Raw genomic sequence first — 18,084 nt, 5'->3', positions numbered from 1 at the left:
CCGGCAACCCCGGCGCCCCGCCCGGTAGGGTCGGCTCGCCGCTCAGCCCGTGCCGGACCGGGCGCCGCGGCCTGATGCATCCTCCTCACGTACCGGCCAGGTGACACCATGACCAGTACGCAGGAATCGCCCGAGCTGACTCCGCGGACGTCCGACGGGGCGGACGCACCGTCCGCCGATGACCGCGTCACGCGGATAAGACGGCGCCTCGAACGGCTGATAGGCATCGCGGCGACCGAGGGAAACGCCCTCACACCGCTGCGCAACGGCGACGAGATCTTCGCGGCCATGCTCGCCGGGATCCGCCGTGCCGAGCACACCGTGGACATGATGACGTTCGTGTACTGGAAGGGCGACATCGCCCTCCGGTTCGCCGAGGCACTCGCGGAGCGGGCCCGCGCCGGGGTGCGCGTGCGGCTGCTCCTCGACGGGTTCGGCAGCCGGCTGATCGAGACCGAGCAGCTCGACGCGATGGACCGGGCGGGGGTGCAGGTGGCGTGGTTCCGCAAGCCGCAGTACCTCTCACCGCTCAAGCAGAACCACCGCTGCCATCGCAAGGTTCTGGTCGTCGACGAGGAGACCGCGTTCACGGGCGGGGTGGGGATCGCGCAGGAGTGGTGCGGCAACGCGCGCGACGAGAACGAGTGGCGCGACACCCATGTCGAGGTCCGCGGACCCGCGGTGGACGGCATGGCCGCCGCGTTCGCGCAGAACTGGGCGGAGTGCCACGACGAACTCTTCGACGACCGGGACCGGTTCATCGGGCAGCGCCCGCAGGGTGACGCCATCGTGCAGGTGGTGCGCGGCTCGGCCAGCCTCGGCTGGCAGGACATGCAGACCCTGATCCGGGTGATGCTGGAGTCGGCCGAGGACCGCTTCCGGCTGTCCACCGCGTACTTCTCACCGGATGCGTACTTCATCGAGCTGCTGTGCGACACCGCGCGGCGGGGGGTCGAGGTAGAGATCCTGCTGCCGGGACCGCACACCGACAAGCGAGTCAGCCACCTTGCGGGCCAGCACTATTACGAGGACCTCACCGCGTGCGGGGTGAAGATCTTCCAGTATCAGCCGACGATGATGCACGCCAAGATCATCACCGTTGACGGGGTCGCCGCGCTGATCGGCTCGACGAACTTCAACCGCCGCTCCCTCGACCACGACGAGGAAGTCATGCTCGCCGTCCTGGACCCGGAGTTCACCGCGACCCTGGACGAGCACTTCGACGACGACATGGCGGTCAGCGACCTGATCCGGCCGGGCCGCTGGAAGAGACGCTCCGTCGTCCAGCGCGCCCGGGAGCTGTCCGTCCGGCCGATCCGCCGCTTCCTGTGACGAGCCCGGCTGACGAGCCCGCCTGACGAGCCCGGCGCGGGCCGGACTCAGCGTATTCCGGGCAGCCGCCGCAGTTCGCCGACCTTCATCAGCCGGGCAAGGACGAGGTATCCCAGGACCGTGGTGAACACCCCGGCGCAGAGCGCGGCGGCGGTCGGCCACGTCCCGCTGCCCAGCCCCGCGCACGCGCGCGTCGCGGCCCAGCCGAGTCCCGCCGCGGGACCCGCGGCACAGAGCAGCTTGCCGTAGGTGCGGCGCAGGGTGCCGTCGTCGATGCGGGCTCCGAGTCTCCTGCGCAGCAGGTACGCGGTGAGCGCGAGGCCGGCCAGATAGGACAGGGTGTAGGCCCCGGCCATGCCGACGACCGCCCAGCGGGCCGGCAGCAGCAGGTGACAGGCCGTGGCCAGGGCGATGTTCACCACCGCGATCCAGGACGCCATGAAGAAGGGCGTCCGGGTGTCCTCCAACGCGTAGAAACCGCGCAGCAGGAGGTACTGGGCGGAGAACGGGATGAGGCCGAGCCCGAAGGCCTGCAGCATGTATCCCAGTGGCCGGGCCGATGCGGCGTCCGCCGCTCCGTGGGCGAACAGCAGCGAGGCGATCTGCGGCCCCAGGGCGAGGAGGAGGAAGGCGGCGGGCACGATGACCACGCCGCTGATCCGCAGGGACCTGGACAGGTCCGCGCCCAGGTCCTGGAGCCGTCCTTCCGCCGCGGCGCGGCTCATGCGCGGCAGCAGGGCCGTCACCAGGGACACGGTGACGATCGACTGCGGCAGCAGCCAGATGGTCTGCGCGTAGGTGTAGGCGGAGTAGCCGACGCCGTCGTGCGGCAGCTCCTGGTCGGCGGCGTTGGCGTAGTTCGTGACCACCGTCAGGGCGGCCTGGTTGGCCAGGACGAACAGCAGCGTCCACTTCGCCGCGTGGACGCTGCGGCCCAGGCCGGTGCCCCGCCAGTCGAAGCGCGGCCTGAACCGGAAACCCGCCGCCCGTGCGAACGGGACGAGGGACAGGGCCTGTACGGCGATGCCGGCCGTCGTGCCGAGGCCGAGCAGCCGCACCTGGGTGGCGGTGATGTCCTCGACCTGATCGGGAACGGTCATCAGGGTCAGATAGGCGGCGAACATGCCGACCAGGACGACGTTGTTCAGGACCGGCGTCCACATCATCGCGCCGAACTTCTCGCGGGCGTTGAGGACTTGTCCGTAGATGCTGAACAGGCCGTAGAAGAAGATCTGCGGAAGCAGGAACCTGGCGAACGTCACCGTCAGTTCGAACGACGCGTGCGTGGTGGGGGTGTCGCGCATGTACAGGCCCACGATCTGTGGGGCAGCCCACACCGCCAGCGCCGTCCCGACGCCGAGCACACACGCCACGAGCGTGACCAGACGCTGTTCGTAGGCACGGCCGCCGTCGGGCTGCGTCGCCCTGGCGCGCACCAGTTGCGGCACCAGGACGGCGTTGAGCGCGCCACCGATCAACAGCGTGTACAGGCTCGTCGGCACGGTGTTGGCCGTGTTGTAGGTGCTGGCCAGCAGGCCCGTTCCCAGCGCGGCGGCCTGCAGCACCTGCCGGATGAGACCCGTCGCTCTCGATACCACCGTGCCGACGGCCATCAGCAACGACGAACGGACGAGCCCGCCCTGCTTCTTCTTCCGTCGGGCGGCATGCCGCGCGCCCGTTCGCTGCTCCTGCGGCCTGGTCCGCGCCGCGGGGCTCGCCCCCTCCACCATGTGGTCAACCTATGCCGACGAGCATCAGCGGCCGCCACCGGCCCGGGTCAGCCGGTGATGGACCCCGTGAACTCCGGGAAGTCCAGGTTGAGTTCCTCGCTGTTGCGCTGCACCGTGACGACGATCTTCTTCCCGTACTTCGTCTCGAGCGCGTTGTCGTTCGTCTTGGTGGCCGACACCCCGGGAGCCAGGCGACCCTGGAGCGGCTCGGCCCCCTTCTCGAACGCGGTCTGCGCGGCCTCGCCGCCGTTCGTGGCGCCCTCGATGATGAGGGACAAGTCATCGAGGGCGACGGCGGACTTGCCGGAGTTCGTCAGCTTCAGCCGCACGCGGAAGTCGGTGTTTCCGGGCTCGGCGGACTCCATCAGCTCGGTGTCGTAGTCCTTGAACACCTTCGCCTCGGTGACGGACACCTTCAGGCCGTCGGGCCAGGTGTAGGACCCGCCGAACTCCAGGCCCGTCGCCTCCTCCTCGCTCCCGTCCGCTTCGCTGCCGGCACCCTCCTCGGAGCAGTGCTTGGTCCAGTCGGCCTGACTGATGTCCTCGTCGGCGCAGTCGACCTTCTTGGCCGCCGCCCCCTTCGAGTCGTCCGACGACTTCGAGTCGGCCGCATCGCCGCCACCGTCACTGCCGCCGCACGCGGTCAGAGCGGCCAGAAGTATGGCGGCCACAGCCGCAGTAGCGCGAACGCGCATATGTCCCCCCAAGGTTGAGCCAGCCGGAATACGGTAGGTCATATGCGGTTGAAACATGGAGGATGTGATCAGGTCGTGATGCGGGCCGCTGTCGCCTCGATGAGGCAGAACGGATCCGCCTGCGCCAGCGGGGTCACCGCCGTGAGGGTCAGGCCTGCCTCGTGGCAGAGGTTCTCGAAGTCGGGACGTGTGCGTTCCCTGCCGCCCACGTTCACCATCATGTTGAGGTCGGTCAGGTACGTGAGTCCGGCGGTCTCGGTGTCGACGACCTCGGGCAGGACCGGCTCCACGATCAGGACGCGCCCTGCGGGCGGCAGTACCTCGCGGCAGTGGCGCAGGATCGAGGCAGCCTGTTCGTCCGGCCAGTCGTGCAGGATGCTCTTCATCAGGTAGACGTCGGAGCCTTCGGGAACCGAGCGGAAGAAGTCTCCGGCCACCAAGGAGCATCGTGTCGTGAGCCCGTGGCGCTCCAGCGTCGCCGAGGCCTGGGCCAGGCCCTCCTCGGTGTCGTAGACGACGCCCGTCAGGGCCGGGTGCTCGCGGAGTACCGCGCTCAGCAACGTGCCGTCCCCGCCACCGACGTCGGTCACCGTGGTGAAGCGGCCGAAGTCGAAGGCGCGCGGCAGGGCCGCCGCCGTTGCCCTGACCGCCTGGCCCATGGCCGCGTTGAACTCCGCGGACAGGTCCGGGACATCCTTGAGGTAACTGAAGAAGTCCTTCCCGAAGATCGCGTCGAACGCGACGTCACCGGTACGGACGCTGTCGTCCAGGTGCTCCCAGGCGCGCAGCATCGCCGGCTCGGTGAACATCCGTACGAGCGAGGTGATCGAGCCGGGCCGTCCGGGGTCCAGGATGGCTCCCGCGGGGGTCACCGAGAAGGAGCCCGCGGTGTGTTCACGCAGCAGGCCGAGGCTCGCCAGGGCGCGCAGCAACCTGGTCATGGGCTGGGGGCGCGCTCCGGCGTCGGCGGCCACTTCGGCGGCCGTCCGCTCCTTGTCGCCGATCAGCTCCATCACCCGCAGCCGGACGGCCGCGCGGACGGTCTGCGCGGCCAGGCTTCCGAACACGAGCTGTGCGACCACGTCACGGACGCCCTCGGTGTCGTTCGCAGTGGTGTCGTCGTTCGCCATCTTTGCTTCCCCTCGTTTCGCCGGGCAGCCGGTGTGCCGCTCGGTGCCCCGACTCTGCCGATGGCGGGCAGCGGCCGTCTTGGACGAATGTTCCCGGCGGCGCTCCAGCGCGACGGGCCGCCCGCCGGTCATCCGCCGCTCGTCTGCCGCATGTCCGGATGTGACAGAGAACCGTCATTGCGGCCATCGGTAGGGACGGTGAGGATGGGGCCATGCCCACTCCGCACCGAGTCGTCATCGCGGTCTTCCCCGATGCCGATCTCCTCGACGTCACCGGCCCTGCCGAGGTCTTCGCGCTGGCCAACCGGGAGACCGCGGGCCGCGCCGGCTACCAGGTCCGCCTCGCCGGGCCGGTCGCCGGTGAGGTCCGTACGTCGGCGGGGGTGCGGTTGATCGCCGACCTGGGCTTCGACGAGGTCCGCGGACAGGTGGACACCCTGCTGGTGCCCGGCGCGGTCGACATGACCGAGGAGGGCCCTGTCGCCCGTATCGACGCGGACGTCGTGGCGTGGGTGAAGGCGACCGCCCCGCGGGCCCGCCGAGTGGCATCGGTGTGCGTGGGCGCGCATGTGCTGGCGGCGGCGGGGCTCCTCGACGGGAAGACGGCGACCACCCACTGGTCGACCGCCGCCCAGCTCGCCGCCGAGCACCCGGCGGTCACGGTCGACCCTGACCCCATCTTCGTACGCACCGACCGGGGCCGGTTGTGGACCGGCGCCGGGATCAGCGCCTGCCTGGATCTCGCCCTGGCGCTCGTGGCCGAGGACCAGGGCGAGGACGTGGCCCTGTCGGTGGCCCGGCAGCTGGTCATGTACCTCAAGCGCCAGGGCGGTCAGAGTCAGTTCTCCGTGCCGCTCAGCCGTCCCGCGTCCGCCCGCCGCGACATCGACGCACTGCGGCTGTGGATCGCCGAGCACCTCGACGAGGACCTGTCGGCGGCGGCGCTCGCGGCCCGGATGTGCCTGAGCGAGCGGCACTTCGCCCGGGTGTTCAAACAGGAGACGGGCACCAGCTCCGCGGACTACGTGGAGGCCGCCCGCGTAGAGGTGGCGCGCCGCCTCCTGGAGACCGGTGACGGGCCGCTCGGCCAGGTCGCGACCGCCGCCGGGCTCGGCTCGGTGGAGACCCTGCACCGGGCGTTCAACCGGCAGCTCGGCACCACACCGGCGGCCTACCGCCGCCGCTTCCGCATCCAGACCCCCTGACCCTCTTCACCCCCGCCCCGCCCCACCAATTCCCCACCCCCTCCCTCGGGCATACAGGCAAGCCCTGCGGATTCGCCATGCCCACTCACCGCGAAACACCAGACACCAGACACCACACGCGAAAGGCTCACCCATGAGCACGTACACGAATCAGCCCTCCACGGACCAGCCCTCCACGACCCTGCGCGACGTGATCGGCCTGGACAACCAGCCGCCCCGGCTGAGCGAATCCGCACTGATCCTGATCGACTTCCAGAACACCTACCGCACCGGCGTCATGGCCCTGGACGGCGCCGAGGAGGCACTCGCGGCCGGGGCCCGCCTCCTGGAGCGCGCCCGTGCCGCGGGCACCCCGGTCGTCCACATCCTCAACGACGGCGGCGAAGGCACCCCCTACGACATCCGCGCCCACATCGGGGCCATCAGCGACGAGGTCGCCCCGGTGGATGGCGAGGCAGTCGTGGTCAAGCAGTTCCCCAACTCCTTCCACGCCACAGAGCTGGAAAAGACGCTGACCGAACTGGGCATCGCCCCGGGCAGCGGCAAGGACCTGGTGCTCGCCGGGTTCATGACACACATGTGCGTCAACTACACCGCCCAGGGCGCCTTCAACCTCGGGTACCGCCCCACCGTCGTCGCCGAAGCCACCGCCACCCGCGCCCTTGCCGCCCCGGACGGCACCGTCCTGCCCGCCGCCGCGCTCCAGACCGCGGCCCTGACCACCATCACCGACCTCTTCGGCACCGTCGTCGCCACCGTCGACGCGATCCCTGCCTGACCTGTCTGAGCCTTCCGCCCCCGGGTGCGCGGCCGGGGGGCACGGCGTCGTGGGGAGCAGATCGCCACATGTGGTGTGCGTCGTGACGTAGGCCACGTCATGACCAGGCGTCGTCCTGGGTAGGGGGCGCATGATCGCCTGGGCTCGTGCCCGGGAAGCAATACGGGAACCACGGAGGTATCCATGTCCTCGAAGCGACGTCGCAAGAAGAAGGCCCGCCGCAAGAACGGCGCGAACCACGGCAGCCGTCCCCAGTCCTGACGACGGGCGCGGCGATCGGGGGCGGCACCATACGGTGCCGCCCCCGAGGCATGTCCCGGTGGCCGGACCGGTCAGGATTCGAGAAGCGCGGGCCCGAGCGCCGCGCCTAGCGTGAGGTCCATGGACGTCACCCTGCACGCGAGCTTCCTCCCGCACAGCGACCCGGACGCCTCCCTCGCCTTCTACCGGGACACCCTCGGCTTCGAGGTCCGCCACGACATCGGCTACGACGGGATGCGCTGGATCACCGTCGGCCCCGCCGGCCGGCCCGGCGCCTCCCTCGTCCTGCAGCCGCCCGCCGCCGATCCCGGCATCACCGCCGCCGAGCGCCGCACCATCGACGAGATGATGGCCAAGGGGACCTACGCCGGCATCCTCCTGGCCACCGCGGACCTGGACGCCACCTTCGCGCGGCTGCAGGCCAAGAACGCCGAGATCGTCCAGGAGCCGACCGAGCAGCCCTACGGCGTACGCGACTGTGCCGTGCGCGACCCCGCCGGGAACCTGCTCCGCATCCAGGAGCTGCGCTGAAGACAGCCACCGCCAAGCGGAAGCACAGAGATCCGTTGCCGCGGCCACGCCGACGAAGTAGAACCTGTCGTAGCGCTCGGCGATGATCAGATCGAGTCAGGCGACACCGACGGAGACCGCGCGGGCGGCTCCGCCCGACAGATGGAGACACCATGAGCCCGGCCAAGAGAAGGACCACCCAGTCGCCTGAGCTCCATGCCGCCGACAGCCACGACCTGATCCGTGTGCACGGCGCGCGCGTGAACAATCTCAAGGACGTCAGCATCGAGCTCCCCAAGCGACGCCTGACGGTGTTCACGGGTGTCTCCGGCTCGGGCAAGAGCTCCCTGGTGTTCAGCACGATCGCCGCGGAGTCGCAGCGGATGATCAACGAGACCTACAGCGCGTTCGTGCAGGGCTTCATGCCGACGCCGGCGCGCCCCGAAGTCGACGTACTCGACGGCCTGACGACCGCGATCATCGTCGACCAGCAGCGGATGGGCGCCGACCCCCGCTCCACGGTCGGCACCGCCACCGACGCCAACGCGATGCTGCGCATCCTCTTCAGCCGTCTCGGCAAGCCACAGATCGGCCCGCCCAGCGCGTACTCCTTCAACACCGCGTCGGTCCGGGCGAGCGGCGGGATCACGGTCGAACGCGGTGACGCCAAGACCAAGACCGTGAAGGCGACCTTCCACCGCACCGGCGGCATGTGCACGCGCTGCGAGGGCCGCGGCTCGGTCTCCGACATCGATCTCACCCAGCTCTACGACGACTCGAAGTCGCTCGCCGAGGGCGCGTTCACCATCCCCGGCTGGAAGTCGGACAGCCAGTGGACCGTGCAGGTCTACGCCCAGTCCGGCTTCGTCGACCCGGACAAGCCGATCCGCAAGTACACCAAGAAGGAACTGCGGGACTTCCTCTACGGGGAGCCGGTCAAGGTCAAGGTCAACGGCGTCAACCTCACCTACGAAGGTCTGATCCCCAAGATCCAGAAGTCGTTCCTGTCCAAGGACAAGGAGGGGATGCAGCCGCACATCCGGGCCTTCGTGGAGCGTGCGGTCACCTTCTCCACCTGTCCAGAGTGCGACGGCACCCGGCTCAGCGAAGGGGCCCGGTCCTCGAAGATCAAGAGGATCAGCATCGCCGACGCCTGCGCCATGGAGATCCGCGACCTGGCCGAGTGGGTGCGAGGACTCAAGGAGCCGTCGGTGGCGCCGCTGCTGACCGCGCTGCAGCAGACCCTCGATTCGTTCGTGGAGATCGGCCTCGGCTACCTCTCGCTCGACCGCCCCGCGGGCACGCTGTCGGGCGGCGAGGCACAGCGCGTCAAGATGATCCGCCACCTCGGTTCCTCGCTCACCGATGTCACGTACGTCTTCGACGAGCCGACCATCGGTCTGCACCCCCATGACATCGAGCGGATGAACAAGCTGTTGCTGCGGCTGCGGGACAAGGGCAACACGGTCCTTGTCGTCGAGCACAAGCCCGAGGCCATCGCGATCGCCGACCACGTCGTGGACCTCGGCCCCGGCGCCGGTACGGCGGGCGGTGCGGTCTGTTTCGAGGGCACCGTCGACGGGCTGCGGGCCAGCGACACCGTCACCGGCCGCCACCTCGACGACCGCGCCACGCTCAAGGAGACGGTCCGGGAGCCTTCCGGCTCGCTGGAGATCCGCGGCGCCACCCGCCACAACCTGCGGGGCGTCGACGTCGACATCCCGCTCGGTGTGCTGTGCGTGGTCACCGGCGTCGCGGGCTCCGGCAAGAGCTCGCTGATCCACGGCTCGGTCCCCGCCTCCGCGGGCGTCGTCTCGGTCGACCAGGCGCCCATCAAGGGCTCGCGGCGCAGCAATCCGGCGACGTACACCGGACTGCTCGACCCGATCCGCAAGGCGTTCGCCAAGGCCAACGACGTGAAGCCGGCGCTGTTCAGCGCCAACTCCGAGGGTGCCTGCCCCGCGTGCAACGGCGCGGGCGTCATCTACACCGACCTGGGGATCATGGCCAGTGTCGAGTCCCCCTGCGAGGACTGCGAGGGGAAGCGGTTCCAGCCCGCGGTCCTCGAATACACCTTCGGCGGCCGGGACATCAGCGAGGTGCTCGCGATGTCGGTCGCCGAGGCGGCGGAGTTCTTCGGTGAGGGCGAGGCGCGTACGCCTGCCGCGCACAAGATCCTGGAGCGGCTCGACGACGTGGGGCTCGGCTATCTCACCCTGGGCCAGCCGCTCACCACGCTGTCCGGCGGCGAGCGGCAGCGGCTCAAGCTGGCCACCCACATGGGAGAGAAGGGCGGTGTCTACGTCCTGGACGAGCCGACCACCGGCCTGCACCTCGCCGATGTGGAGCAACTGCTCGCGCTGCTCGACAGGCTCGTGGAGTCCGGCAAGTCGGTGATCGTCATCGAGCATCACCAGGCGGTCATGGCGCACGCCGACTGGATCATCGACCTCGGCCCCGGTGCGGGCCACGACGGCGGCAAGGTCGTCTTCGAGGGCACGCCCGCGGATCTCGTGGCCGACCGCTCCACGCTCACGGGCGAGCACCTCGCGGCGTACATCGGCTGATCCGTATCGATCACCTCAGCGGCTGCCGATACGGAGAAATAGCGGCGTCTGGGCAGAGAATATGGATCGACGGGGTTTCGCGCAGCTGTCTTGCATAAACCCGTCACTCAATCGAGTGTCACAGTTTGAAAAGCGACACTGGCGATGAGGGCCAGCGTTGAGTAGTCGCGAGCAGCATGCGATGTTGTGTGCAAAGAGTTGCGCTCGAAAGGGACGTGAACAGGTGGAGATCGTGGACCGACGCGCGGTCGGCCCACGTCACCTCTTGGCCAGGGGAGGAACTAGGTGTCGGATCCTGTGCGGTTCAGCCTCCTCCCCATCCGCCGGGCGGTTCGGAAGGCCAGCCGGACGAGGAGTGCGGCCTCGGGTACGAGGGCGCACGCGAAGGTGGCGAAGTCACCTGCGTCCGCCGAGTTGTCGATGATCCGGCCCAGCAACTCCGCACACTGCATTGCTGCGTTCATCGCTCTCCGCGAGCGATCATGGTCGCGGCCGTCCCCTTCGGGGCGGTCGTCGTCGGCTGGATCGATCGGTCGACGTTCGGGCATAGGGCGTCACTGTTCTATGTCGGAGGTCGGCACTCCTGGGCCCCTGGGCAAGGAGTAAGTCCCAGGAGTGCCGGCGCACAGCCATTGTGCGCGTTACACCTGCCAACGACGCTTGGGCACGATGGGTACCGAACCGGCGCTCGGCTTCTCTCGTTTGGGTACGAATTCGAAGACCGCACACAGACGGTCCGTCGAGTCAGTAATCTGCATCTGACGTTCCCTTAAGCCCGTGGCATGCGCATGCCACGGGCTTATTGCCGGACGCGGACGAAATCCTGCAGGTTCCGGGAGTGGAAAGGATCGTTGGACTGCGCATGAGCGATGCGGGGAACGGGGTTCCTTCACCGCGGCCGCCCCGAGCCGGGACGAGGACGGGTGGTGGGGAGGCTGCTTCGCAGGCGCCGATCTACGACGCGTTGGTACGTGAATGGCAGGCGCAGGACCGGGAAGTGCCACGTACGCCCGCCCCGTGCTCGCGCTGGGAGCGCGTCGACCCGCAGGATCTGTTCCACCGAGGCTGACCGGCCGCCGCTGGCGTCGCCACCGCGGGTGGGTGCGGGATGCACACCCGCGTCGCGTCACGTGAGCGGCATCGCGTGCTGGGCATGGGTGTTGAGCCAGCGGCGGATCGCGAGGGCGACGGTGTCGTCGAGCGTGCTCAGCGCGTCGATGGCCTTGGTGTCGTCGGGGTGGGGAGGAATTCCGGCCGTGGTGAGCGTCGCGTGCAGGCTCAGACGGTGCCGGTCGCGGGGGGTGAGCACGGTCGGGGCAGCCATGTCCAGACGCTGCGTCGGGTCCGGCGGGGGCAGCAGGAAGTCGGCCTCCGCGTCCCAGTTGACGCTCGGCAGGATGGTGGCGGGTGAAGTCATGGCGGCTTCCTCACGACGTGCGGGCAATGCCTGTGTCGGACAGGAAGCGGTCGGGCGGCCATCTGGTTGCACCCGGCGCGCCAAGACACCCGAACGCGCTAATGGCCGGGTGCCGTCTTCCACGTCGACCGTGCGCGACGGGGAGTTGGGCGCGTCGCCGACGGACGCCGGGTTCTGAGCGGCTGGTTGCTCCGAGCCCTGAGACGCGTACTCCTCCCAGGGGAGTAGACGCATGGTCCCTGGGTGCCACGTGAGGTGGAGTCAGTCGGACCTCCGGGAGGAGTCGCGCGACGGCTCGACGGGACAACATCGCTCATGTCCCGCAATATCCCTGCCCATTGGCGCCCATGGGCGCCCATCGGGGTTCAGCAGGGGCTCATCGGAAGGATCGTCCGCATGCAAAGAAGACCGCTCGTACCGCTGCTTGCCGTGAGCGTGATGGCGGCTCTGGCCCCCGGCCTCGCCGCCACTCCGGCCACCGCAAGCCCGTCCGCCTCCTCGGCTCCCTCCTCTGCCGCCTCCTCGTCAGCCTCTACGGAGGCCGGGGCCCTGCGTCCGTACACCCAGCAGAAGCCGGTCTGGGGGCGGTGCGGCGGCGACACTCCCGCCGCCCTCCAGTGCGCGACCCTGAAGGTTCCGCTGGACTACCGCGCCCCCGGCGGCAAGAAGATCGACATCGCGATATCCCGGCTCAGGACCAGCGCCCCCGGCAAACGCCACGGCGTGTTGCTCTCGAACCCGGGCGGTCCCGGCGGCCCCGGTCTGGAGATGCCGCTGGAGCTCGACGAAGCGCTGCCCCAGAAGGTGAAGGAGCGGTACGACCTCATAGGGTTCGACCCGCGGGGAGTCGGCCGCAGCACACCCGTCCAGTGCGGCCTCGACGCCGAGGACAACACGATGCTGCGCCCGCTGCGGACCTTCGACAAGAACGTCCTCTGGGCCAAGAACGTTGCCGACAAGTGCCGTTCGAATGCGGGGGACACCCTCCCGTACGTCACCACCCGCAACACCGCGCGCGACATGGACGTCCTGCGGGCGGTCCTCGGCGAGCGGAAGATCTCGTACTACGGAGTCTCGTACGGCACTGCCCTGGGCGCCGTCTACACGCAGATGTTCCCCCGGCGTGCCGACCGCTTCGTCCTCGACAGTGCCGTCGACCCGAAGCGGGCGTGGCGCGGGATGTTCCAGGTCTGGGCCCCGGAGGCGGAGCGGGCGTTCCAGCGGTGGACGAAGTGGACCGCCGCACGCGACGCGGCCTACGGCCTTGGTGACACACCGGCCGCGGTGAGCAAGAGCTTCTGGGACGTGGTCGCCAGGGCGGACCGGGATCCCATCGTGGTCGACGGGGTGCCGCTCGACGGCGCGGGCGTGCGCGACCTGGTGCGCAGGGACTTCTACACCGTCCGCGACGCGGCCGAGCGGGTCGTGAAACTGAAGGAGGCCGCCGGGGCCAGGGCGGCGAACGACCGGGATGATCCCGAGCCTCCGGCCGAGGACGACATCTCGGCCGCCGTGACCGTGATGTGCGCTGACGGGCCCTGGCCGCGCGACCCCGAGACATACCAGAGGGACTTGATCCGTGACGCGGTCCGCTATCCGCTGTACGGGGACTTCGCCTCGGGCATCATGCCCTGCGCCTTCTGGGACAAGCCTGTTGAGCCCGCCACCGAGGTGAACAACAAGGTCCCCGCTCTGATCGTGCAGAACGAGTGGGACTCGCAGACCCCGCTGGTCACCGCGCGCGCCATGCACCGTCAGCTGAAGGGCTCGCGCATGGTGACGGTCGACGAGGGCGAGGGCCACGGCGTCTACTCCACGAACCCGTGCGCGGACTCCGCTGCCGACTCCTACCTGGCCACCGGCAGGCTGCCGGCTGCCGACGTGACCTGCCGGGCGACGGGGGGCGAGCGGCGCGCCGCGTCCTCGCTCCCGGCCCCGGGGCCTCTCGGCTGACTGCCCGGAGGGTTTCCTGACCCTGTCCGGACGGGTGCCTGAGCCGGGGTCTGAGCGGGTGCCTGAGCGGGTGGCGGCCACCGCCACCCGCTCAGGCACATCTCGTACATGGAGCCCTTGCTTGTCTTCGCTTCCCCATGCGGTGCCATATGGGGCTTTGTTTGCTTGTACCGGTCGAATTAAGCGGGCGGGTGGGTGCGGTGAATTTGCTTCACCGGGCTGGCGCGGAATGAATCATTCCATGCCTATTCGACTAAAGCTTTACTTGTGAGTTAAATCACATCTCAACTGGCAAACGATCATGACTGTGCATATCCACATGCCTGTTACGGGTGTGACAGGATGCGTCGAGTTGGTTGGCTAGCTTTATTTCGGGGAGACAAGCATGCCGACGATGATTGTTATCGGATACAGGGATGATCTCGACCAGGCACTCCTGCGCAGGGGATTGGATCCCTGCTATATAGTGCCGGCGCCCGCGAGCGCGCCAGAGGGGCGACGCTTCAAGCGGGTCGCCGACATTGAGAACGCTCAGGAAGTATTGCGAGCAGTGCTCTCCGCGCATGTGGATGATGCGGCAGGAGTGCTCACCGTTCATGAAATGGGTGTCTTTTGTGCCGCCTATGTGCGGCAACAGTTGAACCTCCCTGGAAATGTGGACTCAAGAGCATCCCTCTATTTCCGGGACAAGTATCTCCAGAAGAGCAAGCTGCCGCCGCACATCAAGCGGGCGCAGTGCCGGTACGTAGCGGAGGGCACTTCGTTCCTGGAGCTCGCCAGGGACCTGGGGGACGTCTTCGTGATCAAGCCGGCGATCGGAGCCGGCTCGCTGCGCACGAGCATCGTTCGTTCTTACGAAGAGTATGCGAGGGCCCTGGAGCCGTTCCCGGGCCGGTCGGACGTCGAGATCGTCGCCGAGTCCTTCGTCGACGCCCCCGAGGTCTACGTGGACGGCATCTGGAAGAACGGCCGCCTTCAGTGGTCGTCGATGAGCAGCAACCACATCTCGCCGCTCAGTGCCGTACAAGGCGGCATCCTGTCCGCGCACATCCTGGACCGCAGACTGCATCCGGAACTGTTCCGGCAGGCCGAGGAGCTCGCGGGACAGGCGTTGGAGAGTCTCGGCGCACCTGATTGCGTATTCCACATGGAAGCTTTCGTGCGGGAAGCCGGTCTCACTTTCGGCGAATGCGCCATCCGGCTCCCGGGCGCGCTTTCCCCGCAGGTCAATCAATTGACTTTCGGCGTCGACCTCTTCGACGTGGAAATAAGCCTGGCGCTCGGCGAGGAGCCGACTTTCGCCCCGGATAGTCATGCGCCCGACCGGTTCTACGGGTACATCCTCCTGCGCCGTTCGAGCGACGGTACCTTGACCCAGCAGGATTTCGAGCGCAACTTCGCCTTCGACGAGATCAAATATCCTGTGTCGCCCGATGCGTCGATCGGTCCGTACGGCAGATACGGACAGGCGATCGTCTCCGACCCGGACGAACTGAAGCTGCAGAAGACGATCGACGAAATCGTCCGCTTCAACGAGGTCGGCGGCTGACGGGCACCGCCCATACCGCCGGTCTGTAGGCGGTTTCCACGAGAATTCCTGGCTGTGCCTTCCCACGCGCTCAAGTGCGCCCGTGTGCCGACGTGCGCCCGTGCGTCGGCGTGCGCCCGGCCCGAAGCTCGGACCGTGCCGAATTGCCAGCCATTTCCCCTTTATTTCCCAGTCATGGTGCTTTCTCTGATCGGAGGTCGTCATCCCTATGCCGGATCAACGTCATGCCTCGACGCTCCCGCAGCTGCTCGAAAGCGCGGCGCGGGACACATCCCGCGGCATCACCTTCATCGGCGGCTCGTTCCTCTCGTACGCCGAGCTGCGGGAGTGCGCCTGCCGGATCGCCCAAGGGCTGCGCGACGGCGGCACCACCCCGGGCGAGCGCGTACTCATCTCCGCCCACGACCCCGAGAACTTCTTCCGTGCCTTCTGGGGGTGCGTCCTGGCCGGAGTGGTGCCCTGCCCGGTCGCGCCGCCGGCCGACCCTTCCCGGTGGCGCACCCAACTGGAGCACCTGCGCACGCTCTTGGGTGACCCGTTGATGATCGTCTCCAAGGAGCACCAGGGGGACCTGCCCGAAGTCGGCTTGCGGGCAGTGACAGTGGAGGAGTTGAGCCATGCCTCCGCCGAGCACGCCCAGCTGCACGATTCCGCCCCGGACGACCTCGCCGTACTGATGCTCACCTCGGGGTCCACCGGATCGAGCAAGGCGGTCAGGCTCACCCACGCCAACCTCCTCGCCGCGCAGGCCGGGAAGGCGGGGGCACTGGACCTGGGGCCCGACGACACGTCGCTGAACTGGATATCGGCCGACCACATCGCCGCGATCGAGGCGAACCTGCTGCCGATGTTCAACGGAGCCGACCAGGTCATGGCGACCCCGGCCACGGTGCTCGCGGACCCCGTGGAATTCCTCAGACTGGTCGCGGCACACCGGGTGCGCGTGACGTTCACCCCCAACTTCCTGTTCGGGCAGATCAACCAAGCCCTCGCCCAACGCCCCGTATCACCAGCCGAGTTGGACCTGTCGCACGTACGGCACATCATCTCCGGCGGCGAGGCCACCGTGACCGGCACCGTCCGGGCCTTCCTGGACGCCCTCGCTCCCTACGGCCTGCGCGAAGACGTGATCGTGCCCGCGTTCGGGATGACCGAGACGTGCGCGGGCAGCGTGTTCAACCGTGAATTCGCCGCCCGTGACCAGGAGACGGAGTTCCCTCCGCTGGGCCGTCCCGTACGGGGACTGCGCATACGCATCGTGGACGGCGACGGCACGGTCCTCGCCTCCAGCGACCGGCCCGCCACGGCCGAGTCCGGTGAGGTGCAACTGCACGGCACGATGGTCACCGACGGCTATTTCGGCAATGACGAGGCCACCGCCCAGGCATTCACCCCCGACGGCTGGTTCCGCACCGGCGACCTGGGACGCCTCGACGCCGAGAGCCGGTTGACGCTGGTCGGCCGGACCAAGGACTCCGTCATCGTGAACGGCGTCAACTACTACAGCCACGACCTGGAAGCGGTCCTCGACGAGCTGGACGGCGTGCGGCGGGGCCGGCTAGCGGCCTTCCCGATCCGCCCCGACGGCGCCGATTCGGAACAGCTCGCCGTCGCGTTCGTCCCCGCGGGCGATCCGGCCGACGACTCCGCCGTGTACCGGGCCCTCGTGGCGATCCGCAGCTCCACGGTGATGCACTGGGGCTTCCGGCCCCAGCTGATCCTCCCCGTCGCCGAGGAGGACATCCCCCGCGGCAACCTGGGCAAGGTTCAGCGGTCGCGGCTGCGGACGGCCGTCGAGACCGGTGCCCTGGACGCCGCCGTCCGCCGGTCCGACGAGGTGAGCACCCGCTTCCTCGGCGATTACGTGGCACCGGAGGGCGACGTCGAGATCGCCCTGGCCGCCATCTACGCCCGGGTCCTGAACACCGAGAAGGTCCCGACGACCGCCAGCTTCTTCGACCTGGGCGGCACCTCACTGGACGTGCTGCGGCTCAAGCTGGAGATACAGACCGAGTTCGGCATCGACGGCGTGCCGATGTCCATGCTCCTGCAGGCCCCCAGTGTGCGCGCCCTGGCCGTCCGCCTCACCGCCGCACGGAGCGCCGACGCGGGCTCCGCCTACGACCCGCTGGTGCCGCTCCAGGTCACCGGCGACGGCACGCCGTTGTTCTGCGTCCACCCCGGCCTGGGGGAGGTGCTGGTGTTCGTCAACCTCGCCAAGTACTTCACCGGGGAGCGGCCGTTCTACGCGCTGCGGGCCCGCGGATTCGGGCAGGGCGAGAGCCATTTCGCATCGTTCGACGACATGGTCACCACCTATGTGGAGGCGATCCGCCGGACCCAGCCGAGCGGACCGTACGCCGTGGCGGGGTACTCCTACGGCGCGGCCGTCGCGTTCGAGATCGCCAAGCGGATCGAGGCCGACGGCGACGAGGTCAAGTTCGTCGGTGTCTTCAACCTGCCGCCGAGCATCTCCGGCCGCATGAACGAGATCACCTTCACCGACGGCGCGATCAACCTGGCGCTGTTCCTGGAGCTGATCGCCCCCGCCGACATCGAAGGGCTGACCGCCACCCTTCGCCCGCTGCCGGAAGCCGACCAACTGGCCTACCTCATCGATCACGCGCCGAAGCGGCGCCTGATCGAACTCGACCTGACCGTCGAGCAGTTCACCACCTGGGTGCACCTGGCGCAGAACATGGTCCACCTGGGCCGGAGCTACGAACCCTCGGGGACCGTCGACGACGTACGCGTCTTCTACTGCACCCCGCTCAAGGGCACCAAACAGGAGTGGCTCGACCACCAGCTGCGTCACTGGGACGACTTCACGCGCAACCCCAACCGGTACATCGAGGTCGACGGCGAGCACTACACCCTGATGAGCCCGCAGCACGTACAGACCTTCCAGGCAACGTTGCGGCACGAACTGAGCCTCGCGCTCGGCTAAGGACGGACAC

Annotated in this window: 13 protein-coding genes; 8 read left to right on the top strand and 5 right to left on the bottom strand. The window is 68.7% G+C overall.

The genetic code is table 11. From position 1 onward, the window contains the following. The first annotated feature begins 108 nt into the window (after nt 1–108). Entirely contained in the window at nt 109–1,332 is a 1,224-nt protein-coding gene (locus tag AB0E78_RS12060) for a phospholipase D-like domain-containing protein (RefSeq protein ID WP_361830968.1), read from the top strand. 47 nt (nt 1,333–1,379) lie between these two features. Here the strand turns inward: AB0E78_RS12060 and murJ are convergent, their stop codons facing one another. The 3 genes from murJ to AB0E78_RS12045 all read right to left on the bottom strand — a co-directional run bounded on the left by murJ (nt 1,380) and on the right by AB0E78_RS12045 (nt 4,887). Next, entirely contained in the window at nt 1,380–3,062 is a 1,683-nt protein-coding gene (gene murJ, locus AB0E78_RS12055; RefSeq protein ID WP_361830965.1) for a murein biosynthesis integral membrane protein MurJ, read from the bottom strand. Nucleotides 3,063–3,109: 47 nt separating this feature from the next. Beyond that, nucleotides 3,110–3,733 (bottom strand): hypothetical protein, encoded by a 624-nt coding sequence (locus AB0E78_RS12050; protein WP_361830963.1) that lies wholly within the window; start codon nt 3,731–3,733, stop codon nt 3,110–3,112. A gap of 92 nt (nt 3,734–3,825) precedes the next feature. Next, nucleotides 3,826–4,887: a methyltransferase gene (locus AB0E78_RS12045; RefSeq protein WP_361830960.1), complete on the bottom strand. Its 1,062-nt coding sequence runs from the start codon at nt 4,885–4,887 to the stop codon at nt 3,826–3,828. A 212-nt stretch (nt 4,888–5,099) separates the two neighbouring features. Here AB0E78_RS12045 and AB0E78_RS12040 point away from each other — a divergent pair, with 212 nt between their 5' ends. From AB0E78_RS12040 to AB0E78_RS12025, 4 genes are all read left to right on the top strand, one after another. Next, nucleotides 5,100–6,092, top strand: coding sequence for a DJ-1/PfpI family protein (locus tag AB0E78_RS12040; protein ID WP_361830957.1), 993 nt, complete (start codon nt 5,100–5,102; stop codon nt 6,090–6,092). Nucleotides 6,093–6,225: 133 nt separating this feature from the next. Continuing rightward, entirely contained in the window at nt 6,226–6,870 is a 645-nt protein-coding gene (locus AB0E78_RS12035; protein WP_361830956.1) for a cysteine hydrolase family protein, read from the top strand. A 381-nt stretch (nt 6,871–7,251) separates the two neighbouring features. Then, complete coding sequence (locus AB0E78_RS12030) at nt 7,252–7,662, top strand: VOC family protein (RefSeq protein WP_361830953.1); 411 nt, start codon at nt 7,252–7,254, stop codon at nt 7,660–7,662. A gap of 152 nt (nt 7,663–7,814) precedes the next feature. Continuing rightward, nucleotides 7,815–10,208, top strand: a complete 2,394-nt coding sequence (locus AB0E78_RS12025) for an excinuclease ABC subunit UvrA (RefSeq protein ID WP_361830950.1) — start codon at nt 7,815–7,817, stop codon at nt 10,206–10,208. A gap of 281 nt (nt 10,209–10,489) precedes the next feature. Here the strand turns inward: AB0E78_RS12025 and AB0E78_RS12020 are convergent, their stop codons facing one another. Further along, entirely contained in the window at nt 10,490–10,672 is a 183-nt protein-coding gene (locus tag AB0E78_RS12020; RefSeq protein ID WP_361830948.1) for a hypothetical protein, read from the bottom strand. Nucleotides 10,673–11,334: 662 nt separating this feature from the next. Continuing rightward, nucleotides 11,335–11,625 (bottom strand): hypothetical protein, encoded by a 291-nt coding sequence (locus tag AB0E78_RS12015; protein ID WP_361830946.1) that lies wholly within the window; start codon nt 11,623–11,625, stop codon nt 11,335–11,337. A gap of 396 nt (nt 11,626–12,021) precedes the next feature. On the opposite strand from AB0E78_RS12015, the gene AB0E78_RS12010 reads away from it, so the two are divergent. From AB0E78_RS12010 to AB0E78_RS12000, 3 genes are all read left to right on the top strand, one after another. Further along, the gene (locus AB0E78_RS12010; protein ID WP_361830943.1) at nt 12,022–13,578 is read left to right on the top strand and encodes an alpha/beta hydrolase; all 1,557 of its coding nucleotides are present in this window, start codon (nt 12,022–12,024) and stop codon (nt 13,576–13,578) included. Nucleotides 13,579–13,963: 385 nt separating this feature from the next. Beyond that, the gene (locus AB0E78_RS12005) at nt 13,964–15,127 is read left to right on the top strand and encodes an ATP-grasp domain-containing protein (RefSeq protein WP_361830940.1); all 1,164 of its coding nucleotides are present in this window, start codon (nt 13,964–13,966) and stop codon (nt 15,125–15,127) included. 208 nt (nt 15,128–15,335) lie between these two features. Beyond that, nucleotides 15,336–18,074: a non-ribosomal peptide synthetase gene (locus tag AB0E78_RS12000; RefSeq protein WP_361830937.1), complete on the top strand. Its 2,739-nt coding sequence runs from the start codon at nt 15,336–15,338 to the stop codon at nt 18,072–18,074. The last annotated feature ends 10 nt before the right edge of the window (nt 18,075–18,084 follow it).

The sequence above is a fragment of the Streptomyces sp. NPDC032198 genome (assembly GCF_040636975.1).
Taxonomy (GTDB): Bacteria; Actinomycetota; Actinomycetes; order Streptomycetales; family Streptomycetaceae; genus Streptomyces.
Note: the sequence above shows the minus strand (reverse complement) of the source record. Positions and strands in the feature narration are given on the sequence as shown.